This window comes from Candidatus Methylospira mobilis, assembly GCF_009498235.1.
GTDB classification, from domain to species: domain Bacteria; phylum Pseudomonadota; class Gammaproteobacteria; order Methylococcales; family Methylococcaceae; genus Methylospira; species Methylospira mobilis.
In genome coordinates, this window is record NZ_CP044205.1 from 3,298,752 (window position 1) to 3,323,491 (window position 24,740).

Annotated in this window: 24 protein-coding genes; 17 read left to right on the forward strand and 7 right to left on the reverse strand. The window is 54.3% G+C overall.

Features of this window, described 5'->3' with window-relative positions:
* The first annotated feature begins 168 nt into the window (after nt 1–168).
* From F6R98_RS15045 to F6R98_RS15055, 3 genes are read left to right on the forward strand one after another with little or no spacing between them, the layout of a single operon-like run.
* Nucleotides 169–744 (forward strand): recombinase family protein, encoded by a 576-nt coding sequence (locus tag F6R98_RS15045; protein ID WP_153247653.1) that lies wholly within the window; start codon nt 169–171, stop codon nt 742–744.
* Nucleotides 745–748: 4 nt separating this feature from the next.
* The gene (locus F6R98_RS15050) at nt 749–2,401 is read left to right on the forward strand and encodes an IS481 family transposase (RefSeq protein WP_228125217.1); all 1,653 of its coding nucleotides are present in this window, start codon (nt 749–751) and stop codon (nt 2,399–2,401) included.
* On the forward strand, nt 2,386–3,363 hold the full coding sequence (locus F6R98_RS15055) for an ExeA family protein (RefSeq protein ID WP_153247651.1): 978 nt from the start codon (nt 2,386–2,388) through the stop codon (nt 3,361–3,363). Before F6R98_RS15050 ends, F6R98_RS15055 begins: the two co-directional genes overlap by 16 nt.
* A 204-nt stretch (nt 3,364–3,567) precedes the next feature.
* Here the strand turns inward: F6R98_RS15055 and F6R98_RS15060 are convergent, their stop codons facing one another.
* Together F6R98_RS15060 and fae are read right to left on the reverse strand one after the other, a co-directional pair.
* Nucleotides 3,568–5,886 carry a CHASE domain-containing protein gene (locus tag F6R98_RS15060; RefSeq protein ID WP_153249747.1) on the reverse strand — a complete coding sequence of 773 codons (2,319 nt, stop codon included), beginning with the start codon at nt 5,884–5,886 and terminating at the stop codon, nt 3,568–3,570.
* 291 nt (nt 5,887–6,177) lie between these two features.
* Entirely contained in the window at nt 6,178–6,690 is a 513-nt protein-coding gene (gene fae / locus F6R98_RS15065) for a formaldehyde-activating enzyme (RefSeq protein WP_153249748.1), read from the reverse strand.
* 366 nt (nt 6,691–7,056) lie between these two features.
* Between fae and F6R98_RS15070 the strand changes: the two genes are divergently transcribed.
* The 3 genes from F6R98_RS15070 to F6R98_RS22125 all read left to right on the forward strand — a co-directional run bounded on the left by F6R98_RS15070 (nt 7,057) and on the right by F6R98_RS22125 (nt 9,641).
* Nucleotides 7,057–8,130, forward strand: a complete 1,074-nt coding sequence (locus tag F6R98_RS15070; RefSeq protein ID WP_153249749.1) for a sigma-54 interaction domain-containing protein — start codon at nt 7,057–7,059, stop codon at nt 8,128–8,130.
* A gap of 110 nt (nt 8,131–8,240) precedes the next feature.
* Entirely contained in the window at nt 8,241–9,179 is a 939-nt protein-coding gene (locus F6R98_RS15075; RefSeq protein WP_228124897.1) for an FAD/NAD(P)-binding protein, read from the forward strand.
* Nucleotides 9,180–9,221: 42 nt separating this feature from the next.
* A complete protein-coding gene (locus tag F6R98_RS22125; protein ID WP_228124898.1) occupies nt 9,222–9,641 on the forward strand; it encodes an FAD/NAD(P)-binding protein in 420 nt (139 codons plus the stop codon).
* A 65-nt stretch (nt 9,642–9,706) separates the two neighbouring features.
* Here the strand turns inward: F6R98_RS22125 and F6R98_RS15080 are convergent, their stop codons facing one another.
* Entirely contained in the window at nt 9,707–10,168 is a 462-nt protein-coding gene (locus F6R98_RS15080; protein WP_153249750.1) for a ferritin family protein, read from the reverse strand.
* Nucleotides 10,169–10,460: 292 nt separating this feature from the next.
* Here F6R98_RS15080 and F6R98_RS15085 point away from each other — a divergent pair, with 292 nt between their 5' ends.
* The 8 genes from F6R98_RS15085 (at nt 10,461) to F6R98_RS15120 (ending at nt 18,479) form a co-directional block, all read left to right on the forward strand.
* Nucleotides 10,461–11,378 (forward strand): family 2A encapsulin nanocompartment shell protein, encoded by a 918-nt coding sequence (locus tag F6R98_RS15085; RefSeq protein WP_153249751.1) that lies wholly within the window; start codon nt 10,461–10,463, stop codon nt 11,376–11,378.
* Nucleotides 11,365–13,020, forward strand: a complete 1,656-nt coding sequence (locus F6R98_RS15090; RefSeq protein WP_153249752.1) for a family 2A encapsulin nanocompartment cargo protein cysteine desulfurase — start codon at nt 11,365–11,367, stop codon at nt 13,018–13,020. Before F6R98_RS15085 ends, F6R98_RS15090 begins: the two co-directional genes overlap by 14 nt.
* A gap of 118 nt (nt 13,021–13,138) precedes the next feature.
* Nucleotides 13,139–14,467 (forward strand): amino acid permease, encoded by a 1,329-nt coding sequence (locus tag F6R98_RS15095; RefSeq protein ID WP_228124899.1) that lies wholly within the window; start codon nt 13,139–13,141, stop codon nt 14,465–14,467.
* A gap of 77 nt (nt 14,468–14,544) precedes the next feature.
* Entirely contained in the window at nt 14,545–15,195 is a 651-nt protein-coding gene (locus F6R98_RS15100) for a MarC family protein (RefSeq protein ID WP_153249753.1), read from the forward strand.
* 26 nt (nt 15,196–15,221) lie between these two features.
* Nucleotides 15,222–16,826 (forward strand): DcaP family trimeric outer membrane transporter, encoded by a 1,605-nt coding sequence (locus tag F6R98_RS15105; protein ID WP_153249754.1) that lies wholly within the window; start codon nt 15,222–15,224, stop codon nt 16,824–16,826.
* Between the two features lie 77 nt (nt 16,827–16,903).
* On the forward strand, nt 16,904–17,137 hold the full coding sequence (locus F6R98_RS15110; RefSeq protein WP_153249755.1) for a hypothetical protein: 234 nt from the start codon (nt 16,904–16,906) through the stop codon (nt 17,135–17,137).
* A 225-nt stretch (nt 17,138–17,362) separates the two neighbouring features.
* Entirely contained in the window at nt 17,363–17,713 is a 351-nt protein-coding gene (locus F6R98_RS15115) for a TM2 domain-containing protein (protein WP_153249756.1), read from the forward strand.
* 19 nt (nt 17,714–17,732) lie between these two features.
* Nucleotides 17,733–18,479 carry an MgtC/SapB family protein gene (locus F6R98_RS15120; RefSeq protein ID WP_153249757.1) on the forward strand — a complete coding sequence of 249 codons (747 nt, stop codon included), beginning with the start codon at nt 17,733–17,735 and terminating at the stop codon, nt 18,477–18,479.
* 222 nt (nt 18,480–18,701) lie between these two features.
* Here F6R98_RS15120 and F6R98_RS15125 read toward each other — a convergent pair whose 3' ends face one another.
* From F6R98_RS15125 to F6R98_RS15140, 4 genes are all read right to left on the reverse strand, one after another.
* A complete protein-coding gene (locus F6R98_RS15125) occupies nt 18,702–19,073 on the reverse strand; it encodes a hypothetical protein (RefSeq protein ID WP_194269966.1) in 372 nt (123 codons plus the stop codon).
* A 110-nt stretch (nt 19,074–19,183) separates the two neighbouring features.
* Nucleotides 19,184–20,200 (reverse strand): cytochrome d ubiquinol oxidase subunit II, encoded by a 1,017-nt coding sequence (gene cydB / locus F6R98_RS15130; protein ID WP_153249759.1) that lies wholly within the window; start codon nt 20,198–20,200, stop codon nt 19,184–19,186.
* A 17-nt stretch (nt 20,201–20,217) separates the two neighbouring features.
* Nucleotides 20,218–21,612 (reverse strand): cytochrome ubiquinol oxidase subunit I, encoded by a 1,395-nt coding sequence (locus tag F6R98_RS15135; RefSeq protein ID WP_153249760.1) that lies wholly within the window; start codon nt 21,610–21,612, stop codon nt 20,218–20,220.
* A 290-nt stretch (nt 21,613–21,902) separates the two neighbouring features.
* Nucleotides 21,903–22,244, reverse strand: coding sequence for a 4a-hydroxytetrahydrobiopterin dehydratase (locus tag F6R98_RS15140; RefSeq protein ID WP_153249761.1), 342 nt, complete (start codon nt 22,242–22,244; stop codon nt 21,903–21,905).
* 337 nt (nt 22,245–22,581) lie between these two features.
* On the opposite strand from F6R98_RS15140, the gene F6R98_RS15145 reads away from it, so the two are divergent.
* From F6R98_RS15145 to F6R98_RS15155, 3 genes are all read left to right on the forward strand, one after another.
* Nucleotides 22,582–23,802: a diguanylate cyclase domain-containing protein gene (locus F6R98_RS15145; RefSeq protein ID WP_153249762.1), complete on the forward strand. Its 1,221-nt coding sequence runs from the start codon at nt 22,582–22,584 to the stop codon at nt 23,800–23,802.
* A 359-nt stretch (nt 23,803–24,161) separates the two neighbouring features.
* A complete protein-coding gene (locus tag F6R98_RS15150) occupies nt 24,162–24,401 on the forward strand; it encodes a hypothetical protein (protein WP_153249763.1) in 240 nt (79 codons plus the stop codon).
* A 70-nt stretch (nt 24,402–24,471) separates the two neighbouring features.
* Nucleotides 24,472–24,729: a hemerythrin domain-containing protein gene (locus F6R98_RS15155; protein ID WP_153249764.1), complete on the forward strand. Its 258-nt coding sequence runs from the start codon at nt 24,472–24,474 to the stop codon at nt 24,727–24,729.
* Nucleotides 24,730–24,740 lie beyond the last annotated feature (11 nt).

Here is a 24,740-nt window from a genome sequence, read left to right on the forward strand (position 1 = left end):
TCCTTACTGTTTCCGGCAACCATACAGATCATCGTAAAACAGCCCAAAACCAGTAAATAAATTCGGTAAGGAATACAACTTTAATTTATACTTCCTTCACACGAGTTTATTTACAACTCAGCCATGCCGCCCCGCCCTTTTTTCCATCACCGACGCATGAGTAGTGTAATGCTTATTGGTTATGCCAGGATTTCTACTGATGATCAGAACCTTGACCTGCAGCACGACGCGCTCACGCAGGCCGGCTGTTCCAAACAGTATGAAGACAAGGAAAGTGGGGCCAAGGCGGAGCGCCCCGGTCTGCTGACCGCTCTGGATGTGCTGCGTGACGGCGACACGCTGGTGGTCTGGCGGTTGGATCGGCTGGGGCGCTCCCTCAAAGACCTGATTGCCTTGGTCGAGAAGCTTGAGAAGCGCGGGGTTGCACTCAAAAGCCTGCAGGAAAATATCGACACCGGCAGTAGCGGCGGTAAACTGGTGTTTCATCTGTTTGGCGCGCTGGCTGAATTCGAGCGCAACCTGATCCGCGAACGCACCCAGGCAGGACTGTCAGCCGCCAGGGCGAGAGGACGAACCGGCGGACGTCCTAAGGCGCTGGATTCCAATAAGCGGCAACTCGCCATTCGCCTTTACCATGAACGCCAGCACAGTATTGATGAGCTCTGCCGGATGATGGGCATCTCAAAACCAACGCTGTATAGCTATTTGGCGGAAGCCGATGCCGACGCCATTCACGCGGCATAAGCAAATACCCATTGATTCCCTGCTGCAATTGCGGCAGCGGCTTGATCGTTTACCCCGCAAGAGTTCCGAGCGCGCGAATCAAATCGCTGCTGTCGCCACACTGTACGGTGTTTCGATTGCGACGGTCTACCGGGCATTAACCGAATTCAACAGACCACACGCAGCGCACCGTGCCGACCACGGTAAGCCGCGCATACTGCAAGCGTCTGAACTGGAGCGCTACTGCGAGTTGGTTGCCGCACTTAAATTGCGCACGACGAATAAGAACGGTCGGCATCTGTCCACCCGGCGTGCTATTGGGCTGTTAGAGGACTACGGCGTTGAGACCGCATTGGGTTTGGTGCGAGCACCCAAAGGACTACTGACACGCACGACTGTAAACCGGTACCTGTCCTTGTGGCATCTGGATCAGCCACGCCTGACGCGCGAGCCTGCCGCCGTGCGTTTCCAGGCCGAATGCAGCAACGATTGTTGGCAGTTCGATATGTCGCCTTCCGATCTCAAGCATATCGACAAGCCTGAATGGGTTGATCCTTCGAAGGGCCAGCCGACGCTCATGCTGTTTAGCGTGGTGGATGACCGTAGCGGCGTGAACTATCAGGAATACCGCTGCGTCTATGGTGAGGATGCAGAATCCGCTTTGCGCTTCCTGTTCAACGCAATGGCGCCGAAAGCCGATGCGGCGTTTCCCTTTCAAGGGATGCCAAAAATGATTTATTTAGACAATGGCCCGGTCGCCAAGAGCCGGGTATTCCAGAACGTCATGCTGGCACTGGGCATTGAGTGGCAAACGCATATGCCGGCAGGGAAAGACGGCAGGCGTACCACGGCTCGATCAAAAGGCAAAGTTGAGCGCGCCTTTCGCACCCTCAAGGAAGCCTATGAGACGCTGTATCACTTCCACAAGCCGGAAACCGAGCGGCAGGCCAACGAGTGGCTGTTGCGTCATCTGATCCATATCCATAATGCGCGCCGGCATCGCTCCGAACCCCACACGCTGATGGACGACTGGCTGAAGAATCTGCCGTCGGAAGGCGTGCGCGAGATGTGCGCCTGGGAACAGTTCTGCCGTTTCGCCCGCGAGCCGGAACGGCGCAAGGTCGGCATCGACGCCCGCCTCAGCGTTGGCGGCACCGAGTATGAAGTAGAGCCAGACATGGCGGGCGAGCGTGTGGTGTTACTGTGGGGCTTGTTCGACGACGAGCTGTATGTCGAGTTCAAAGGTGAACGCTTCGGCCCTTATCATCCCGTGTCCGGCCCGATCCCGCTACACCGGTACCGCAGCTTCAAACGGGGCAAAGCAGATGAACGCGCCGATCATATCCGCGCCCTGGCCGATCAGCTGGGTCTGCCTATCGCCGCACTGTCTGGCAACGATGTGAGACTTTCACCGCCGACGGCAGCTGCGGCAGCGCCGATACCGAAACAGCCTTTTAATGCCGAAGCACATGAGTATCACTTTCCCAGCGTCATTGCGGCCAAACTCGCCATCGCTGACGATCTCGCGCAACCGTTGGCGAAGCTACCACCAGAAGATCGGTCATTTATCGACCAGGTGCTGAGCGAAACGCTCGTGCGCCGTATCGTGCTGGAGCGCGTGCGCGATTACTTTCGACGCAACAAGAAAAAGGGAGACAAACCATGCGGGTTGACGTGATGAAACATTACGGCCTGACGGTGCCATTGAATCAGGCAGGCTACTACGAAACCAGTCATAACCAGCAGTTAATGAGCGATATTCGCGGCGCTATCCTCGATGGTCGGCTGGTGGCTTTGTCCGGCGTGATCGGCATCGGCAAGACCGTCATGCTGGAGCGTATTCGGCAGGCGCTGGAAGAGGAAAAGCACGTCATCGTGTCGCAGTCCTTTGCCATCGACAAGCGCGCCATCAAACTATCGACCCTGGTTACGGCGCTGTTCTACGACCTGTCTGGCGATAAACAAATGCGTGTGCCGACCGACATCGAGACCCGTGACAGGCAGTTGCACGAACTGATAAAAAAACGAAAACGCCCCGTCGCCCTGTTCATTGATGAAGCACACGACCTGAACACCTACACTTTGACCAGCTTGAAACGCCTGATTGAGCTTGCGCGGAGTGGCGGTGGCGGCGGTCGACTGTCGGTGGTACTCGCCGGCCACCCCAAACTGAGGAACGATCTACGTCGGCCCACGATGGAGGAAATTGGTCACCGCACCACACTCTTCTCCCTGGACGGCATCACCGGCAGCCAGCGCGAATATATCTATTGGCTGCTTGAAACGTGCACTGAAGGCCAGGTAGAAGCGGAGTCCATCCTATCTGAAGACGCGATCTACCTACTGTCCAGCAAGTTGCGCACGCCGTTACAGATAGAGGACTACCTGACTCAAGCCTTGACTGCAGGTTACCAAACCGGCGAAAGGCCTGTCTCCGTTGAGATCGTCAATACCGTATTGACGCGTCATTCAGACGATATTGAAGCGACACTGACGCGCAACGGCTACCGTATCAAGGATCTGGCGGAGCAGTTCGACGTCAAGCCGGCAGAAATCAGGGCGCTGTTCACCCAGACACTCGATCCAGTACGCACGAGTGAGTTGCGTGAAAAGATGTTGAAGGCAGGGCTGCCAATATGATGGATAATCGCACGCCGAATGATGTTAAAAAAACCCTCGTTTTCTTGACTGGCGTCAGGGAGGAATTTGAGCGCCGCCTGCCGTTTTTGGGTGCAGCGGTCATTCTCAAATAATGTGGGTTGGTCGCGGTTGATTGCAGGTCGGTGCGGTTGATTGCGGGCTCATTCTCAAATAATGTGGGTCGAGCGCTATTTTCATTCTCACTTAATCTGGGTTTGCCGATGCGCTGATTGCGGGTTCATGTGTTTTCGATTGCGGGTCGTTACAAATATTGATCAGCAGCGCAAACTCGTCTCCACCCAGCCGCGCCGCCGTATCGCCTTCGCGCAGGCTGGCGACGAGGCGCTGGGATACTTCTATCAGCAGCTGATCTCCTGCTTCGTGCCCCATTTGGTCGTTGACCTGCTTGAAGCCGTCAAGATCCATGTAGCAGATGGCAAGCAACGATTTGTCGCGATTGCAGCGCGCAATCGCCTGCGTAAAACGGTCCTCGAACAAGGTGCGGTTGGGCAGGTTGGTAAGCGGGTCGTGGTAAGCCAGCAGTTCCAGCGCCTGCTGCTGCTGTTTGAGCGGCGTAATATCGGAAAACAGGCCGATAAAATTGCGTATCTGTCCTTTTTCGTCGCGCAAAGCCGAAAAACTGAGCAACTCGGCATAAAGCTCGCCGCTTTTTTTGCGATTCCATAATTCGCCTTGCCAATGCCCCTGCTGCGTCAGTGTTTTCCATATCTGCGCATAGATTTCCGGGTTTTGTCCGTCCGATTTCAATATATGCGTGGTTTGACCGATGGCTTCTTCGCGGCTGTAGCCGGTAATTTCACTGAAAGTGGGGTTGACGTCGACGATCATACCGTCCGCATCGGAAATGATGATGCCTTCGCGCGCTTCGGTAAAAACGCGCGCGGCCAGTTTGAGCTGCTTGTTCGCTGCTTCCAGGCTGGCGGTGCGCTCGGTGACGATGGCCTGAATATGGGCGGTTCGCCCGGTGATCATCAATAAGTAAAAGGTCAATATGCAGGCAAGGGCCAAACCGTTGGCCTGAGTGACCCATGGCAGCCAGGCGCTGTGCCGGGAGACGAAATCGGCGTCGGGCGAAATGGTCAGACGCCAGGTACGATCGGCGACAGTCAGCGTTTTCTGCCAGTTATGCAGATGGAAATCGGCCGCTTCGTTCCAGTTGCGGTCTTCACGGAAAAGATCCGCTGTTTCCGGGGGTGCGCTTGAGTCGCTGATGGTGAGATGAAGTCCGCGCCAGTCAAATTCGGTCAGGGCGGTTTCGACCAGACGATCCAATCGCACGCTGGCGACCGTGAATCCGATCAGATTTTTCTGGCTTGTATGGGGTAAATCATCGTAAACCGGCGTTACCATCAATACCCGGTAGTGCAGGTCGGGTTCGCCAGGCAGGGTATCGATACGTTGCGATACGACGGGTTTGCCGCTGGCCTGCGCCGTTTCCAGGGTCTGGCGCCGGATAGGCTCGGAAGCCATATCGAAGCCAAGCGCTTGCGGGTTTACCGTCATCGGTTCCATGAAAAGCACAGGGAAATATTCTTTCCTGTCCGCTGCCGGGACCAGAGCATCGCCCGGAGCCTGATCCTTGATACTGAAATCTTTGTAGCCCTCCGCCCGCACCGATTGTTCAAACCGTCCGCGTTGCTCGCGAGTAATGCGCGGGATCCATTCCAGCATCTGGATTTCAGGGTTGCGCTGGAGTATTCCGCTGGTGAACGCTGCGAACTCGGATCTTTTGGGGGGGGCAACGGTGACGCTGGCGTCAATGGTGCGATCGACGTTTTCGGTAATAGCATTGGCAAAGCGCGTGGCTTCGTTATTGAATTGCGCCTGAATGTTGGATTCTCCGGTGCGAAAGATAAAGATGAAAATGGAAATCAGTACCGCCAGACTGCCCGCCAGCGGCAATGCCACTGTTAAAAGCCGCGGAAGCCAGAAATCGCGCGGCTTGGCAAACAGGCAAAACATGATCGGCGCGATGATTACCGCGCTTAAGGTGTCGCCTACCCACCAGTTCCACCAAATCAGGGCGGCCATGGATGCCGGAAGGGTATTGAAATGCATCAGGCTGGCTATTCCTGCCGAAGGAGCGATCAGACAAGCCAAAGGCCCGGTCAAGACGGCGAACAGCAGGATGGCGCGCGGCGTAGACAATTTCGGAACGCCGGGATGAACCCAGCGTAGCGTCAGCCAGGCGCCCACCAGCGCCTGTAGCGTGCTGCCGGTGGCTTCTCCGGCAGCGACAAAGAACAGGTCGTTGCCTGCATTTCCGCCTGGGTGATTGCCCAGTATCCACAGGTTCAATGCATAAGTGCCTATCCATACCGCAGGCCACTGTTTCCGACCCCACATCAACAGCGCGGCAAGCGCTATCCCGGCCGGCGGCCAGATCGGGCTGGCGTAACCGGGAGGCAGGGCCAGACTGAGCGCCAGCCATCCGGTAACAATGATGAGCATAGTCAGGGCAAGAAAGCGTAATATCCAATCGGTAATGCCAGATCGACTCATCGCATGTCAGCAGGTTGAATGTTATCGGGAAAGAAAGGCAAAAGAACGCTTTATCCGCCTTTCCGCGTCCATATTGTAGCTGAGGCTTATTGAAATGCCTATTTCCTGCTGCTGCGCCCGTGCGAAGATATCGGCGCTTTCCGTAGTGAATTAACTGCTTGTGCGCGGCGGGATTGAACGGGAGCGGAAACAAAAAAACCTGCCTGATGGGGGAGGCAGGCGTCCAAATGAGGAAAGATGAGACCGATGGGGGCCGCGCCCGACGTATGAGGAAGAGCGCGGCCGGCTATACTACTTGTGGGCCTGGAACGGATGGTCGGCAATGGTTTTTTGCGCGAGCACTTCCGCTACCCGGGGCTCCCCTGTTACTGCGCGTTTGATGGCCAAACGCGTTGCTTCATAGTTGTAATCCTGGATTTTGGCGTCGTCTTCCGCCAGCCAGTGTATAAATACGCCTACGGAAATAAATATGTCCTCGGCTTCAGCGGCCGGTATGGTGCCGTCCTCTACCGAATCGGCAACCGCCAGCGCTACGCCGCGCTGTGCCGGTCCGAAAATCTGCACAGCCTGTTTACCGTTTTTGATGGTGACCTTGTTATAGAGGATAGTGTTGGGTTTAACGGCGAGATTGGGTGCGACTACGGCCAGCAGCGCGGTAAAACCGTCTTTATTGTTCACGAGCGCATGCGCAAAAGCCGACTCGGCAGCTGAACCGCGCGGTCCCAGCAGCAAGTCGATATGGGCAACCTCATTGCCTTCGCCTACCAGGGCTTCACCGATGAGCAGTTTATCTATTTTGGCCACTTTAGTATCCTCACTTGGAAAATTGAAATACGGAAAAAAACGCTTGATAAGAGACACCTGGTGTCCTCCAGCTGATGTAGGGAAATGCATCCCTGCAAGATGTCGGCCCTCCTTATCCTTCCACCGTTGGGTGGTATCGCCATAAATACTCGGCAATTCGTATGCCATTCCATATCTTATTGAATTTGCATAAAACGGTTTGCCTGACACTTGAAAGAATTGCTGCGAGAAAAGCAATGACTGCGGGTAACATGCTGCTCCTGAAGCAACTATTATTCGTTTCTGTTATAAGCGTCTTTTAATCTGTTATTTGAACTCGGCATACGCTCGTTTATATTGAGATACCTGCACTTCGTATGTTGAATTATGCCGCTGCTAACATTTCCGAATCCTCATGAAATGGCGCTGTCAATCCGGGCGACCGCGTTGGTGTTTGAAGACAGCCGCTCGAACGAATTGCTCGAACGCATCCGGCTGGTTGCGCCCAGTGAAGCCAATGTATTGATTATCGGAGAAACCGGAACAGGGAAAGAACTGACAGCGCGGCATGTGCATGAGTTGAGCCGTCGCCGCAAAGAGCCTTTTATCGCCGTCAATTGCGGCGCCTTGACCGATAGTCTGGTCGAGAGTGAGTTGTTCGGCCATGAGAAAGGGGCTTTTACCGGCGCTTTGAGTTCTCGCGCCGGCTGGTTCGAAGAAGCGAACGGCGGAACTTTGTTTCTCGACGAAATCGGCGATCTGCCGCTGGCGACGCAAGTCAAGTTGCTGCGCGTGCTGCAGGAACGCGAAGTGGTGCCGGTCGGTTCGCGTCAGGCGCGACCTATTAATGTCAGGCTGATTGCTGCAACCAATGTGCGTCTCGAAGAAGCTGTCGAAGCGGGCCGTTTTCGCGGCGACCTGTTTTTCCGGCTCAATGTTGCGATACTCGAACTGCTCCCGTTACGGAAACGTCCTGGCGACATCATGCCGCTGGTCAAGCATTTTCTGAAAACCTACGGCAATCGCCTGGGCGCTCCCGATATCGGGATTTCCCCTTCAGCGGAGCGCGCGTTGCTGCTGCACCCGTGGCCGGGCAACATTCGCGAGCTGGAGAACGTGGTTCATCATGCCGTGCTGGTTTGCCGCAACGATGAAATCGATGTAAACCATTTGCATTTGAGCAGACTGGAGTCAGGCTCCGGTTTTTGCGCGAGAAAAGATAGCGACAGCGACCCTTTCGAACAGGCACTGCTTGCCTTTTTTGAAGAAGGCACACCCGATCTTTACGCCAGGATCGAGCATCTGATCATGCGCGCCGCTTACCATTATTGCCATAATAATCAGTTGCAAACGGCGCGCCTGCTGGGCATCAGCCGCAATGTGGTCAGGGCGCGGCTATTACAATACGGCGAATTGCCGTCCGGCTCGGCGCGCTCGGATGCATCGCCCGGACCGGATTAAGCGGCTATGCCTTTCATATTGAGTTTTACCGGATTATCTGCGTGATCATTATGAAGCGTTTTTGCTGAATTGACTCATCATTATGCCCTCATAACTTTCGACAGGTGGACATGACGAACCCGCAAGCTTCCATTGCTATTGTCGGCGCAGGATGCAGCGGCACCTTATTAGCCGCCCATCTGCTAAAAAAAACCACGAATGCGCTTACTGTCTACCTGGTCGAACGAAATCCACAACAGTATGGTAAAGGCGTGGCTTACAGCACATCCGCCTCATGCCATCTACTGAATGTCCCTGCGGGTAATATGAGTGCGTTTCCCGAAGACCCCGGCCATTTTTTTAAATGGGCGCAGCAAAACGAGAAAAAGCTGTTGTGTCCCCCCTGGGTCACTGAGATAGTTCCCAGTGCTTTTCTGCCGCGCAGAAGTTATGGCGAGTATCTGTGCCAAATACTTGAAGAAGCGGATAAAACCGCTGCTGCCGGGATGCGTCTGCAACGCGTCATAGACGAAGTGGTCGATGTGCGTCTTGACTCGAAAGGCGTCGAATTACAATTGGCTTCCGGCGCAAAACTGCTTGCCGATCGCATCGTGCTGGCTTTGGGTAACTTTCCGCCCGGCAACCCCAAGGTGGCCGATCCTAGGTTCTACAACAGCATGCGCTATTATGGAAACCCCTGGTTGCCGGAGGCCTATGAAGCGGTGCTGAATACCGAATCGTGTTTACTCATCGGCAGTGGCCTGACCATGGCTGATTGGTGTATCAATCTGAAAAGAGCAGGATATGCAGGTGCCATTCACGTGCTCTCGCGGCGCGGCTTATGGCCGAAAGCGCATAAATTGGCGCCGCCGGCGGATTTCTCCATAGACTCGGATCTACTGCGGCCGACAGTCCGTAACTGGCTGCACACGCTGCGCGCCTATATTCGTGGCAGCGATTGTAATTGGCGTTATGCGATGGATGCGCTACGCCCTTCCACTCAGCGATTATGGAAAACATTAAGCGTTGTCGAACAGCGGCGCTTTCTGCGCCATCTACGCCCGTATTAGGATCTGCACCGCCACCGACTTGCCCCGCAAATCGCCGGGCAGTTGAACGCATTGCTCCAGTCAGGACAGTTGATACGCCATGTCGGACGCATACTCAATTATCAAACGATAGGCGAACGCGTGGAAGTCGCGCTTAAAGTGCGCAACGCGACCGAAAATAATAAGGTTCTGGTCGATGCTGTGGTGAATTGTGCGGGTTCTGAAAGCGATTACCGAAAACTGGATCAGCCTTTGATAAAGAACCTGCTTGAGCAAAAACTGATTTGCACCGATGCGCTGGCATTGGGGCTTATGGCCGATGCCGATGGCGCCTTGATTGGTGGCGACGGCGAAACTTCGAACAAACTCTATACCCTGGGACCTCCGCAAAAAGGCATGCTATGGGAATCGACCGCAGTGCCGGAACTGCGCGTTCAGGCCATGAAACTTGCCGATGTCCTTCTCGCTATCCCTGAGGTGTAATTCAAGGCTTCCCTGCGCTGGGTTAGCCCGTAAAGGCATTACCCAAGGTACTAAAACTGCGTGGATTACATATCCTGCAAACTTAACGCCGCACGCACGATCTGGTTTTTTTCACCTTCTTCCAGTTTCAGCAGGTTTTGAAATACTTCTCTGGTCTTATGATCGGCTGCTTTTACCGCGAGCTCCCGGTACAGTTCGATCAACGTATCGTCGAATTTTAGCGCTGCAGCGAAAATATCGTCGGACGACGGTTTTTCAGGCAGCTTGATGTCGTCGAGAACTTGACCTGCGTTCAGGCTGGGCGAGTATTCCAGCCAGGCTTCCAGTATGCCGCCACGACTGTTTTTTTCGAACCGGGCAAGCGCGGTTTCCAGGTTACGTTCATGGCGCTGAAGAAAATCCAGCAGCATCCGTACCCGCTCCAGTTCGGCATGCTCGCCGAGTGTTTCATACAGGCGAACGATGACGGCATGCAGCTGCCTGCCGAATATAACAAATTCTTTGACTTGCTTGCAGCAACTGCGCATAAGCCGCTCCTTTTTCCAGTTTCGTTCCGCATTGAATTTACGCCAAATTATCCTGATATGCCAATACATATGGATAACTGCTTCTCCAGAAACAGCCTGGCAGCAACCTTGCTCGCAATGCAGCACCAGATTTAATGAATTTTACCTGCGGCATCAGATAAGTCATGGGGTTAAGTCGTGGCATGTTACCTGCGTTACTTATAGCGCGGGACTGGTATGTCCCGCAATGCCGTGACGTAAACCCAGGCGGCTTTAGTTTATGACAGCGATCAAGCAAACGACAGGAACGAATATGACTGCAAAAAATGAAATTCAGACGGCGTTAAGCGATGCTGCGGCGCGTACCCTTGCCAATGCGACCAAAACCGTACCCCAATACGGCGCGATTACGCCGCGCTGGCTGACACAGTTATTGCATTGGGTGCCGGTAGAAGCAGGCATCTACCGTGTCAACAAGGTCAAGGAGGGCAGCAAGGTTTCAGTTGATTGCTCCGGACGCGACGAGCGCGAACTGCCGAATACCTTCGTCGATTACGAAGAATGGGGCCGCGAATATATCCTGAGCGCGGTCAATACCGTACTGGATGTGCATACGCGTGTGGCCGACTTATACAGCACGCCGCATAATCAGACGCGCGAGCAGTTGCGCCTGACCATAGAAACCATCAAGGAGCGCCAGGAAAGCGAGCTGATCAACAACAAGGAATACGGCTTGCTGCATAACATCGCGCCCAGCCAGCACATCAAGACCAGAACCGGAGCGCCGACGCCGGATGACCTGGACGAGCTGATTTCCAAGGTCTGGAAAGAACCGGCGTTCTTCCTGGCGCACCCGTCCGCCATCGCCGCTTTCGGCCGCGAAGCCACCCGTCGCGGCGTGCCGCCCCCCACAGCCAGCCTGTTCGGCTCCCAGTTTCTGACCTGGCGCGGATTGCCGTTGATTCCGAGCGACAAGCTGGCGGTGACCAACGGCAAAACCAACATTCTGCTGCTCCGTACCGGAGAAAGCCGTCAGGGCGTCGTCGGCTTGTATCAGCCGAACCTGCCCGGACAGCAAAGCCTGGGGCTTTCCGTGCGCTTTAAAGGCATAGACAACCGCGCGATTGCTTCCTATCTCATCTCGCTGTACTGCTCGCTGGCGGTGCTGACGGAAGACGCGCTTGCCGTTTTGGAAGATGTCGATGTAGGCAAATATCATGAATATAAATAACAGCGCTTTAATCGAGACGCCTGCCTCATCCGTACCGCCGCGTCCCTACGATACCGACTCGCTACTGCAACTGGAACAGTTGCAGGCTTTGGCCGGGGAGCTGTTTTCCGGAACGCCGTCAGCCGGAGGAGGCCGGGAACGCGCCGAGCTTGGCGCCGCGCCGGGCGCTGCTGCTACCCTGGTTCCGGCAAGTTTTGACTTGCCGGTTGAGGCCGGCTTGCCGAAGGCAGACTCGGTTGCTCATCAATACGAAGCCTTGCTGAACGATTTGTATGCGGCAAGTTCGGTCGACAGCGGAGTGCTTCCGGTTTCTGCCGCATTGCCGGAGGCGTCGTCTTCGTTTTACTTTGTCGATCAGTTGAGCGACCCCTCGCGGGCGCTGGCGTCGCCGGCGCTGGGTTCCGCCCATACGCCGTTCGATGTGCAGTCGGTGCGGCGCGATTTTCCTATTTTGCAGGAGCGCGTTAACGGAAAGCCGCTGGTCTGGTTGGATAATGCCGCGACAACGCATAAACCGCAAGCGGTGATCGACCGGATTTCGTACTTTTACCAGCACGAAAACTCCAATATCCACCGTGCAGCGCATGAGCTGGCTGCGCGTGCGACCGATGCCTATGAGATAGCCCGCGAAATTGTTCGCGGCTTCATCAATGCCGGGTCGGCAGACGAAATCGTGTTTGTGCGCGGCACCACCGAAGCCATCAACCTGGTTGCCAAAAGCTGGGGCAAGCAGAACATCCAGAAGGATGACGAGATTATCGTCAGCCATCTGGAGCACCACGCCAATATCGTGCCATGGCAGCAGCTGGCCGCCGAGACCGGAGCACGCCTGCGCGTGATCCCGGTGGACGACAGCGGGCAGATACTGCTGGAGGAATACGAACGGTTGTTTACCCCTCGCACCAAACTGGTATCGGTGACTCAGGTATCCAATGCCCTAGGTACGATAACGCCGGCTGAGGCGGTCGTGTCGATAGCACACAGGCATGGAGCGCGCGTGCTGATCGACGGCGCGCAATCGGTCGCTCATATACGCGCGGACGTGCAATCGCTGGATGCGGACTGGTTCGTCTTCTCCGGACACAAAATATTCGGGCCGACCGGTATCGGCGTGCTCTACGGTAAAAAGGACTTGCTCAATGCGACGCAACCCTGGCAGGGCGGCGGCAACATGATTGAGGATGTCACCTTCGAACGTACGCGTTATCACACCGCGCCGACGCGCTTCGAAGCCGGCACCGGCAACATTGCCGACGCAGTCGGATTGGGAGCGGCGCTGGAGTATGTGCAAAAACTGGGGCTCGATAACATCAATCGCTACGAACATGAGCTACTGGTTTACGCCACGCGCGCATTACAGGAAGTTCCTGGCCTGCGTTTGATCGGTACAGCGCAAAACAAGGCCAGCGTGCTGTCTTTCGTTCTGGACGGATACAAGTCGGAAGAGATTGGGGCCACTTTGAATCGCGAAGGGATTGCGGTGCGCTCCGGACATCATTGCGCTCAGCCCATTCTGCGCCGTTTCGGTCTGGAAACCACGGTTCGCCCGTCGCTGGCGCTGTACAACACGCGCGAGGAAGTCGATTTGCTCGCATCGACGTTGCACGGCATCAGGGGCGGTCAGTTTTATTTGCCAGGCTAGCCCCGGCACTATTCAGGCAGTCATACCGGCAAGGGAATGCCGGTTCCAAACTGTCCGCTATCTCCCCCTCCAATCCGGTTCCAAGGATTTTGGGGTGTTTTTACATGAGTATTTCTAGATGACAAATTACCAGGAAGTAATACAGGGAAATGAGCCCCGTCCATGGGGACCGGCAGCAACAGTAGCGCTTTCTTCAGTGGAATGGAAAGAAGCCACACGTTTTGACGGAACCGACTGGGGGTGGATCATAATTAGCATCGGCATGGCGATCGGCGCCGGCATCGTATTTCTGCCGGTGCAGGTCGGGCTGGTCGGTTTATGGGTTTTTCTGTTGTCGGCGGTGGCTGGTTATCCGGCCATGTATTTATTTCAGCGTTTGTTTATCAATACCTTGGCTTCTTCTAATGTTTGTTGCGATTACCCGGAGGTCATTTCAGGGTATCTCGGCAAAAACTGGGGAGTTGCGCTCGGTTTGCTGTACTTTGTGATGCTGGTGATCTGGGTATTCGTATACTCGACCGCGATTACCAACGACAGCGCATCCTATTTACACACCTTCGGTGTCACCCAAGGGCTGTTATCGGACAATCCGTTCTACGGTCTGGCGTTGATCAGCCTGCTGGTGCTGCTGGCATCCCGTGGAGAACGGTTTCTTTTCAAAATATCGACGCTGATGGTGCTGACCAAGCTCGGTATCGTCGCTTTTCTCGGTATTGCGATGGTTAAATTGTGGGATAGCGCCAATATAGGCGCACTCGACCCGCCCGCGGTGCTGGTCAAGCAAAGCATCGTCACGCTGCCGTTCACGCTGACGTCGATTCTATTTATCCAAACCCTGAGCCCGATGGTGATTTCTTACCGCGCCAAGGAAAATTCGCTCGCAGTAGCGCGTTTCAAGGCATTGCGCGCAATGAATATCGCTTTTGGCGTGTTGTTTGTAACGGTATTTTTTTACGCGATTTCATTTACCCTGGCCTTGGGACACGATGAAGCGGAAAAAGCGTTCCGGCACAACGTATCGGCCCTGGCAATTGCCGCACAGTTTTTTCCGCCTGGCATATCAACCGTCCTCGGCGTCATTCTGAATATTTTTGCCGTTATGACCGCTTTTTTCGGGGTTTATCTCGGATTTCACGATGCCTGCCGCGGTCTGGCGCTCAATCTGCTGCGCCGCCGTTTCGAGGATGAGCGCATCAATCGGGCGTGGCTGAATTACGGCATACAGATCTTCATTATCGTGCTGGCATGGGGGGTGATCCGTCTCAATGTACCGGTGCTGTATTTTACCTCTATTTCCAGTCCGATATTCGGTTTGGTGGGGTGCTTGATACCGGCATGGCTGGTGCTAAAGATCCGGGCGCTGGAACAGTATAGAGGACCTGGACTGATCGTCATCGTGCTGACCGGATTTTTGCTGTGCATATCGCCCTTTCTCGCCTTTATATAATCTTTCGCGGGCTGAAACCCGCTCCTGCAGTGATTACAACGGCAGCTGAACAGTTACGCTTGGGTTTACATCTATCGATGACTAGCTATTTGCAAATCTATATCACGCTGTTCAGCGTGCTTAACCCGTTGGTGGCGATTCCATTGTATCTGGATACCACGCGCCGTTTCAGCCGCCCGGAAAAAACGCTGATACTGACGGCATTCGGTTTTGCCATGTTCAGCGTAATGGCTATCGCTTTTGTGCTCGGGCAGCCTTTGCTGAACGGTATCGGCATACACGATTATTCGCTGAAAATCGGCGGAGGGCTGATCGTATTGCTGATCGCCATCAGCATAGTGACCTCGGGCAGCGGCACGGACAAGCAATTCGACGGCGACAACAGCGCGCATGATTTCAGAAAAAGGATAATCGGTTTTGGTGTCAGTCCGCTGGCCATACCGATAGTAATCGGCCCCGGTTCCATCATCATGGTCATTCTCTACAGTCAGGAAGCGCATAGCCTGGCTCTGCAACTGCAGTTCTTTTCGATCTTCCTGTTGCTCAGCCTGACGATATCGCTGCTTTTCGCATTGTCCGGGTTGATATACAAAGTCATTGGCGATATCGGTCTGGTGATCCTGTCGAAATTAATGGGCCTGGTTTTGGCTGCGGTGGCGGTCGAGATGATATTCAGCGGCTTGACCAGGGCGTTACCGTTGTTGTGGGCCGGCGTAAACCCGGCATAGCGCTGCATTCAGGGAGTGCAAAGCATATGGAAATGAAAGTCGCGGTTACTGTGATGCCTGCGCTGTTATGGATAATTGGCGCCGGTCCGGCCTGTGCCGATACTCAGGACGGAGAAATTCGGCAACTCAAGGCGATGATGCAGCTCATGCAGAAAAGCATGAAAAGTCTGCAAACCACTATCGAACAGCAAAATGCCCGCATAGCCGAGCTGGAGAAAATACCTCAGGAGGAATCTCAGGGAGTCGACGATAGCGCCGGAAATACGGCCAATAATCGGCCTGCTTCTGTTCCTGAAAATGTCGCCGTCGCGGCGGCGCCGGTGAAACCATTCGAAGAGAAAACAATAACGCAGGCAGCCGCGCCGCAGTCGTCGCTGCTTGACCCGGAAGCAGTTGCGAAAGCCGCTCAGGAAGAGAAAAGGAAAAATCCGGGCGACCTGTTCAAAACCGAACCCGAACCGGGACGCCTGGGGGAGACGGTGCGCATCCCTTCCGGCATCGCGCTGGAATTCTATGGTTTTGTGGAAACCGACGGCATCTATGACGCCAACCCGATGAATCCGGCCTGGAGCGCGACATTGCGGCCCTCCATGATTCCGGTCGATTGCGCGGTAAGCGGTCAGGCAGGTTGCGGTACGCACGCAGCGACGATGGTGAGCGTCAAGCAGTCCCGTTTCGGTTTCAAGACATTGATGCCGACCCCTACCCTGTTCGGCGACGTAAAAACCATGTTCGAGTTCGATCTGTTCGGCGTCGGCGCCAACGCAGGCCAGACGACTTTCAGGCTGCGTCATATCTGGGCTGAAGTCGCGCAGTTCGGCATCGGTCAGACCTGGAGCAATTTCATGGATGTCGATGTATGGCCGAATATCGTCGACTATTGGGGGCCGCCGGGCATGATCTTCCAGCGTCAGCCACAATTCCGCTGGACGCCGGTAAACGAAAACGGCAAGCTGGTGGCGGTTGCGATCGAATCGCCCAACTCCGCCATCGATTCTGGCAAAATTCCCGATATCTACTCCAGCGCGACCTTCACCGCTACGCCGCGAAATCCTTTGCCGGATTTGACCACGCGGTTACGGCTCGATCCATCATGGGGACATGCGCAGCTGGCGAGCGTGTTCCGTTCCGTCGGCTATCAAAACACCGCCGTTCCCAGCGGGGAGCCGGCGCAGAACTTCTTCGGCTGGGGCATTAATGCCTCATCAAGCATCAGGACTTTCGGCAAGGATCAGCTGCTGACCCAACTCGCCTACGGCAAGGGCATTGCCTCCTATATCGAAGACGGCGGAGCGGATATCGCGCCCAACGCCAACCTGAGCGGAGGAAAAGTTTTGCCGCTGCTGGGCGTAGTGGCGTACTACGACCATTACTGGAGCGATCAATGGAGCAGCTCCATCGGTTATAGCGAGACCCTGCAACAAAATAGTGCAGGTCAGTTGGCCACGGCTTTCCATTCAGGACAGTATGCGTCAACCAATTTGCTGTGGGCGCCGTTTCCGAAGCTGCTGACCGGGGTTGAGTTATTGTGGGGGCGGCGTGTCGATTACAACGGCATGTCCGCGGACGACAAGCGCATCCAGTTTACCGTCAGGTATAACTACGACATCAGTTTTCATCCGCAATTTTGAATATTACTCGTCCAGGTTCAGACTGTGTGGGTATGCTGCGCGGCAGTGTTTCGCCTCCAGCCCAGCCAGGACACAGCTTGATAACATTCAGGGCGGCGCCTCATCTTGCTGCGAATCGACATCCCTTATTTGCGCGCCTGTTCATTCCGTCGTTTCAGGAATTTCCTTCAAAGATAGATGAGATACAAACCATCAACGCCGCTGCCACCGGTTTTGTCATCGATTCCCCTGCCGGGCTAAAACTGGCCGTCATGGCCGCAGAGGCCGCTCTCGCCGAAACAGGCGCTGGAGCGGATGAGCGTCGTGGTTGAAAATACCAGCCCCGACTCCGTATTCGGCCTGTTTGTACTGCTGGCGCGGCTCTTCGCGATCGATACCGCGGAAACTCCGCGTGCATGGATAGCCGCCAATGCCTGTCTCGCTCTTGATCGAAAAGCTCACGCCGAACGGTTGCGACGGAAATTGGAGACATACATACAGTTTTTACCGCTCGAATATCGTATGATTGGCAGCTTTTCACCCCCGCGGGGCAGGCCATGTCCGGATATTACAAAAATAAATTCGTCGCCGCCTTGCTGGCGATTTTTTTCGGCAGCCTGGGATTGCACCGTTTTTATCTCGGCCAGTGGTGGGGGCTGTTTTACCTGCTGTTCAGCTGGACAGGTCTGCCGGGCGCGGTTGGCGTCGTCGAAGGCGTCATGTTCATTATCAGCACGGAAACGGACTGGGATTATCATTATAACAACCCCAAAAATCCGGTTAGCGCGGGTCCCGGCATCCTCGGCGGCATCGTGATTATCGCCGCAGTGCTGTCCGCGGCGATGCTGTTGTTCGTGATGGGTTTTCTGGGTGGCTTTTCGATGCTGACGTTAACTTCGCACTGGTAGGCACAACTTGAACTTTTTTATGGATAACCCCGTCAACCTGCTTTTTTCCTTCTGGACGCTACCGCAACTGGAAGTCAATGCGCAGGTTTTTTTAAATATACTGGGCGCCTTGCTGCTCGGCCTGCTGGTCGGCTATGAGCGCTCCTATCACGGACGCGCAGCCGGCATGCGCACCTATGGTCTGGTGTGCATGGCGTCCGCGGCGCTGACTGCAATGTCCGGATATCCGCATTTCTGGTATGGCGGTCTCACCTCCGGCGTAGGCAGCGCCGACCCTACGCGAGTGATTCAGGGCATCGTCACCGGCATCGGTTTTCTCGGCGCCGGCGTGATCATGAAGGAAGGCTACAGCATCAGCGGATTGAGCACAGCTGCTTCGATCTGGTGTTCTTCGGTCATCGGTATTCTGATGGGCGTCGGTTTTTATCTGGCGGCGTTGTTGCTGGCGCTGCTTTCTGTTGGCTATATGACCTGGGGCTTCGTCCTGGAAAGGCTGCTGCCGGGACACCAGACCCTGGTGGTGTCGCTTAAATTTCGGGCCGATTATTCGCCGCAGCAGACGCTGCTTAATATCGAGCTGGGCCGTTGCGGCTACCGGCTGCTGGCACCGACGTTGACCATCACCGCCAATTCGGGGCAAAAGGAATGGCGTTTCACTATCGCCAGCCTCGGAAAGTCCAAAGAGTGCTCCATCGCGCAGTTGTCGGACGAGCTGTCGGCGCTGAGCTGGATCGAAAGTTTCGAGCTGGCGCCGGCCCGAAACTAGGGTGGCCCTGTTCGTTAATCGATTCGCCGGAACTGAAGATGAATAAGGGTGTATCATGGGCAGTACGCATAACCATCGGATGCAGGTTTTTGCAGGGACCGGCTTCAGCTCGCGAATAACAGGCATCTTGCGGGCTGAAGCCCGCTCCTACGGACATAATGTTGCGCGCGCCGCAAGGCCTCTGCTCCTTATAAAGCCGCGCCTTGACGCGCCAGGCGCAAACTAGGGAGTACACTTGATGCTCAGCGAGTTGATATTGCGGTGAAAGCCCAGCTCGCCCAGATGCAGTTCCTTATGATCGGGGCCGACAGCGATTTCCTGCTCGCTCATGCTTTCCGGTTTTTCATTCCAGGCCTTGAAGACGTCGCCGTGATTGACCAGCCCCTGACTACTCTCCTTGAAATTTTCCTGACGAAAAGCGATGGCCCTGGTTTTAGGTCCGGTGCTCAGGCTTTCTATGCGGTTGCTCCACTCTTCGTTATTCAATTTATGCAGATTCTTCAGCTCGGACGGACCTTCGATACGGACATGGCTGCCGCCGAGTCCGGGTTTATCGTAAACATCCAGCCAGCAATCGCCGGCGTAGGACGTCATGGTTGTTACTCCCAGGATTATTGCAAGAATCAGGCTCGGTCTGTTCATAACGCACCTCTTGAGGGGCTGAAATCGATGATGGAAAAAGGCGTACGGTTTACGGTGAAAAACTAATAGCTCACGGTTTCAACGTTTTTCAAAGTGACTTTTCCTCTGAAGACGAAGTATTGATAACCATTATAAATCAGCATGACAGGTATCATCATGCCGATGCCGGTCAGCATGAAAATCAGGGTTTTACTCGGCGAGGCCGCCTGCTGGACGCTGATAACCGCAGGTATTATGCAGGGATAATAGCTGAGGCTTATCAAACTGAAAGCAAGAATAAAAATTACCACGCTCCAGAAAAACGGACTAAACTCCCTGCGGTTGCGCAGTGATGAGAAAATCATCACAAAGGCCATCAGCAGCAGCGCCGCAACACAAGAGAAAGCGACCGGCGAGCCTGCCCAGCGATCGAGAACATAGGGATGCAGACGCGGCACCCACCATATGATAATAAGCAGCAGCACAATCAACGCCATGCTTGCGATCTGCGCATAGCGGATGTTGACGGCCTGAATTTCCTTTTCTGTTTTGATGATCAGATAGGTGGTGCCGAACAGCAGATAAATTACGACGACGGCGCATGCGCTTGTTACGGAGTACGAAGTAAGCCAGTCCCAGACGCCGCCTGCGAACACGTCGTTTACTATCGGCATTTTTCCCAGCAGCCCCCCGATGATAAAGCCTTGCGAAGCCGCGGCGGTCATACTGCCAATCCCGAAGGCGACGTTCCACAATGCCTTGTTTCGTCCCAGACTGCGGAACTCGAGCGCGATACCGCGGAATATCAGGCCAAAAAGCATGGCCATGACCGGAACATAAAGCGCGTGCAGTACCGTTGCGTAAACGATAGGAAATGCGCCGAACAATGCGCCCCCCAGCAATACCAGCCAGGTTTCGTTGGCGTCCCAGACACCACCCAGACTGCTCATCATCAGCGTGCGCTGTTCTTCGTTGCGGGCGAACAAGGTCAGAATGCCGACGCCCAGATCGAAGCCGTCGAGTATGACGTACAGGATCAATATCAGGCTGATAATGAAAAACCAGATATTGGCCAGTAAGTTGTGAATTTCAGTTTCCATGCCGCTGACCTCCCGGGTTATAACGCGCCGTTGCCGGCGGAAAGGTCAAAACGCGGAAGCGTCATCGTCAAATCAGGCCCTTTTCTGACGATACGCGCGGCGAATAGTAGAAAAACCGCCGTCAGAAACAGGTATACGGCGACAAATGCCGTCAGGCTGACGGCTACGCCGGTAACCGGCAGCGGAGAAGCCGCGTCCGCAGTGCGCAGCATGCCGTAGACCACCCAGGGTTGACGCCCCAGTTCGCGCACCGTCCAGCCGCATTCCGTCGCCAGATAGCCGAGCGGAATGGCGCATACCCAGGAGCGCAGCAACAGCGGATTATCGCCGATATGCTCCAGCGTCAGTTTGCCCTTGACCCAGGCAAGCAGCGTCCATAACATCAGGCCGAGTAGGAAAAAGCCGATGCCGACCATCACGCGAAAAGTGTAGAAGATCGTTCCTATTTCGGTAGGGCGGTCATTGACCGGAAATGCCTTTAATCCCAATACCTGTCCATCCAGGCTGGTGGTGGCGAGTATGCTGAGCACATTGGGTAATTGGATCTCCCAGGCGTTTTTTTCTCTTTCCTTATCCGGCCAGGCGAGCATATTCCAGGGCGCTCCGCTTCCCGGCGGATTAGTTTCCCAGTGCGCTTCGATCGCGGCGCCCTTGACCGGCTGGTTCAGGTAGATATCGCGTCCCTGCACATCGCCGAGGATGATTTGCAGCGGCGCTATCGCTGCGGCGGCGATAAACGCTACTTTGAACGATTTTAGAAAAAACGCCGGATGCCTGCCGCGATGGATATACCATGCGGAGAGACCGCCGATAACGAACAGGCTGGTTTCGAGACAGGCAACCCACATGTGAGAAAAACTGGGCGGCATATTCGGGTTGAAGATGGCGTCGAAGTAGTTGTCTACCAGAAAACGCCCGTTTTCAATGTGACCGCCTGCCGGCGTTTGCATCCATGAGTTGGCTACCAGTATCCAGAATGCCGATAGCGATGCGCCCAGCATCACCATGCAGGTGGAGAAAAAATGTATGCCGGACGTCACGCGCATCCAGCCGAACAGCATGATACCGAGAAAACCGGCCTCCAGCATGAAAGCCATAGCGCCTTCGAACCCAAGAACATTACCGAAGAACTCCCCTGAAAAGCTGGAAAATCGCGTCCAGTTGGTGCCGAACTCGAATTCCAGCGGAATGCCGGTGACTACGCCCATGGTGAAGTTCAGCATGAACAGTTTGCTCCAGAAGCGCGCATGGTAATAATAGTCCGGATCGCGTGTTTTCAGCCAAATCAGCTCAATAACAAGCAAAAAGATAGACATGCCTATCGTAAGAATAGGCCAAAGGATATGGAAGAACGCGGTGAAGGCGAATTGAACGCGTGCAAGCAGTATAGGGTCGGAAAATAGCTGTTCCACAGGCAACCCCCTGATTTAAAGTGATCACTTTCCCTGCGAGATTGTTGCTTGCAATATAGCGGGGCAGGCTAAGCCTAAAGTCGTTAAGTCAAGAGAAAAATCGCCGTTCCGGGATGATTTGCGAAGCGACGTCCTTGTCGACCGGTACCGCCAACCCCTGCCGGCATGACCGCTTAACTTAACGGCAATGAGGCCAGACCGGCCTTCTGTAACGTTGTAACTGCTCCCCGGAGCCAATACTCCGGACCGGTGGAAGTTACGATGCGCTACCCTTGTCGAGATTTACACCCTCACTGGTCGGATATTTCATTTACCTTGGCGGCCATAATAAAGTCATTTTCATGCAAGCCGTTGATTTTATGGGTCTGAAAAACGATCTTGCAATATCCCCACCCGAAGCAGATATCGGGGTGGTGTCCTTCCGTTTCGCACAGAATCCCCACTTTCTGCGCAAAGGCCATGGCGCCCATGAAATTTTCGAACTGGAATTTCCGTTTTAATTTCGTCGCATTGTCCTGTAACTCCCAACCGGGTACATTGCCCAGGTAGGTTTCCGCTATTTCGCAGGCCATAGGCGGTATTCCGCCTTGACAGGGAGTACAGCTTTTTGTTACCAAGTCTGTGGTATTCATAGTGTATCCTTGTTGTGATGTCAAGCATGAATTAGACAAATGTAGACTGTTCCGGCACCCCTTTAACTTCGCTGAATGCCGCTTCCTTTGTAGCATAATCGACGTCATAAAACACTTTGAATACCTCAAATGGATGATTTACTGTTAAGCTCTCAGTGTCGACTTTTAATGCAAGTAATTATTTTATAAATTGAAATTGAGTTGATCATAACCAGGGCCTCAAAGCTGCTTTGAGCGCCGATTGCCAGGTAAAGCGTGCGATGGGGCATGGGGATGCAGGAAGCGTGAGCCATGATTACCTAGCAACGGAAAAACGACGAAATGCAGGGATATCCCTATGATTCTAGATCACAACCAACTGACATCCGCTGGCGATATTCTGGTGGTCGATGACTCTCCGGAAAATCTCCGTTTTCTGGTGGAAATCTTGACCCATTCCGGATATCGGGCGCGCCCGGCCATCAATGGCGAGCTCGCGTTGCGCTCGGCGCAGCTCAAACCGCCCGTACTGATATTACTGGATATCCGTATGCACGGCATGGATGGATTCGAGACGTGCAGGCGTTTGAAAGAAAATGAACAAACACGCGATATTCCGGTCATTTTTGCCAGTTCCATGACGGACACGGAAGCTAAAATCAAGGGCTTCAAATTGGGTGCGGTCGACTATGTGGCCAAACCGCTGAACGCCCAGGAAGTGTTGCTGCGTATTGCAACGCATTTGAGCCTGTCAATTACCCAGCGGCAATTGCAGACTATGAACAGCCTGTTGCGTGAGGCAATCAAGCGCGCCGAATACGCCAACCGCGCCTTGCTGGCGTCCGAACAGCAGTTGACCGCGTACAGCAAAAACCTGGAGCGGCTGGTCCTGGAACGTACGCGTGAGCTGGATGAGGCGAACCGGAAGCTGACCGATTTAAGCGAGCATGACGCTTTGACCGGTCTTGCCAACCGGCGTAAATTCGATGAAGTCTGGCAAGTCGAGTGGCTGCGTGCTTTACGCCAGAATTCTCCGCTGTCGGTGATCATGGCCGATATAGACGACTTTAAAGCTTACAATGACTGCTACGGGCATCAGGCCGGCGACGCCTGCCTGCAAAAGGTGGCGTGCGCGATCGAAGCTCAAGCGCAGCGTAGCGGTGAACTTGTGGCCCGTTATGGAGGCGAAGAGTTTGTCGTCATTTTGCCGAACGTCACGGAGACCAATGCCTGGAGGGTGGCGGAATCGATTCGCGCAGACGTCGAGGCGCTGGCCATTCCTCATGCTCACAGCCCGACCGCTCCGATTGTTACGCTGAGTCTGGGCGTTGCCGGTAGCATCCCCGGCCTAGACCCGGAACGCGATGCCTCCGATCTGCTGGCCGAGGCCGACAAGCGCCTGTATCTGGCGAAGGAGCACGGACGCAATCAGGTGGCACTGCCTTTCAGGCCGGTTGCTACGCTGTTCCAGCGGGTTGGTCCGTTAGAGGGCAACCCGGCGGATAGAAGCCGGGATGGCGCTTTCAGCCATGCCAACCACGCAAGCAAAATTTCGAATATGTTAACAGTCTGCAAATAGAGCGAATGACGTGGCCGGCTAGATGTGCAGGCCGGCCTTAGTATGCTGCCAACCAGATTCCACAATCAGATTGTAATCGCCAATTACAACAAACCAGCGCAACAACGCCCATACCCAGCAGCATTGGACTCAGCCTGAGAACCGCCTGCACGCCATTCGTTGCCGGCATAGGGGCTAATTTTTCAAAATTAGCCCAAACAGGGTATTCGCTTAAGAAAATACTTATTTATACTGAACTTGCGGTATCTATGACAGTGCAGACTCAGACTCTACACTGCACGATAAATTATAGACTTTCATACCAGGGTCAGCACATTCCCATTCAATCAGCGGCTCCCCGCATCTCTATTGGAGGCGACATGCATAAAAGCAGATTATTACCGGTCTATTCTCCCGAGTTTGTAGAGTTACAGAATACATTTTACAAACTGGAGCGGCCTTATGGTTTTAACGAGATTTACAACTTCAATCAAATTTACGAACGCGTCTATACAAATCTTCGAAACGAAGAAAAGAAACGCGCCGAAATGTTCGTGGATGAGCTGATTGACGGGCTCGAAGCACCCTCTCTGGCTTGCAGGATTTTTGGCGTGGTCTGAAACGGGTTACACGTCGATAAGTCTCGTTCATTTCCTCTAAAACGTAATAAATTTTTACCCGCTATCCGGTATGTTGCGGAGGAGCTATGCCTTTTATTACCTGGAGCGACTTTCTTTTTCCGTGGGCGTCGCGGAAATTAATGAACAGCATGAGAAGCTGGCGCAACTGATTAATGACCTGCATGAGCATATGCGCAATGGAGATGCCGCAGACATTATAGCCGGGGTTCTGGGGGAAACAATTGAATTCATCGCTTTTCATTTCACTATGGAGGAAGCGCTGATGAAACAACACGGATACGCTTTTTCTTCCGATCATTTACCGTAACATCAAAATAT

Bases quoted from the DNA above. Each gene is read 5' to 3' on its own strand.
- F6R98_RS15155 (WP_153249764.1), top strand. From the start codon at position 24,472: ATGTTGCGGAGGAGCTATGCCTTTTATTACCTGGAGCGACTTTCTTTT.
- F6R98_RS15150 (WP_153249763.1), top strand. From the start codon at position 24,162: ATGCATAAAAGCAGATTATTACCGGTCTATTCTCCCGAGTTTGTAGAG.
- F6R98_RS15105 (WP_153249754.1), top strand. From the start codon at position 15,222: ATGGAAATGAAAGTCGCGGTTACTGTGATGCCTGCGCTGTTATGGATA.
- F6R98_RS15120 (WP_153249757.1), top strand. From the start codon at position 17,733: ATGGATAACCCCGTCAACCTGCTTTTTTCCTTCTGGACGCTACCGCAA.
- F6R98_RS15125 (WP_194269966.1), bottom strand. From the start codon at position 19,073: ATGACGTCCTACGCCGGCGATTGCTGGCTGGATGTTTACGATAAACCC.
- F6R98_RS15075 (WP_228124897.1), top strand. From the start codon at position 8,241: ATGACGAACCCGCAAGCTTCCATTGCTATTGTCGGCGCAGGATGCAGC.
- F6R98_RS15060 (WP_153249747.1), bottom strand. From the start codon at position 5,886: ATGAGTCGATCTGGCATTACCGATTGGATATTACGCTTTCTTGCCCTG.
- cydB (WP_153249759.1), bottom strand. From the start codon at position 20,200: ATGGAAACTGAAATTCACAACTTACTGGCCAATATCTGGTTTTTCATT.
- F6R98_RS15090 (WP_153249752.1), top strand. From the start codon at position 11,365: ATGAATATAAATAACAGCGCTTTAATCGAGACGCCTGCCTCATCCGTA.
- F6R98_RS15100 (WP_153249753.1), top strand. From the start codon at position 14,545: ATGACTAGCTATTTGCAAATCTATATCACGCTGTTCAGCGTGCTTAAC.
- F6R98_RS15055 (WP_153247651.1), top strand. From the start codon at position 2,386: ATGCGGGTTGACGTGATGAAACATTACGGCCTGACGGTGCCATTGAAT.
- F6R98_RS15145 (WP_153249762.1), top strand. From the start codon at position 22,582: ATGATTCTAGATCACAACCAACTGACATCCGCTGGCGATATTCTGGTG.
- F6R98_RS15070 (WP_153249749.1), top strand. From the start codon at position 7,057: ATGCCGCTGCTAACATTTCCGAATCCTCATGAAATGGCGCTGTCAATC.
- F6R98_RS15095 (WP_228124899.1), top strand. From the start codon at position 13,139: ATGACAAATTACCAGGAAGTAATACAGGGAAATGAGCCCCGTCCATGG.
- F6R98_RS15115 (WP_153249756.1), top strand. From the start codon at position 17,363: ATGTCCGGATATTACAAAAATAAATTCGTCGCCGCCTTGCTGGCGATT.
- F6R98_RS15045 (WP_153247653.1), top strand. From the start codon at position 169: ATGCTTATTGGTTATGCCAGGATTTCTACTGATGATCAGAACCTTGAC.
- F6R98_RS15080 (WP_153249750.1), bottom strand. From the start codon at position 10,168: ATGCGCAGTTGCTGCAAGCAAGTCAAAGAATTTGTTATATTCGGCAGG.
- F6R98_RS15140 (WP_153249761.1), bottom strand. From the start codon at position 22,244: ATGAATACCACAGACTTGGTAACAAAAAGCTGTACTCCCTGTCAAGGC.
- F6R98_RS15085 (WP_153249751.1), top strand. From the start codon at position 10,461: ATGACTGCAAAAAATGAAATTCAGACGGCGTTAAGCGATGCTGCGGCG.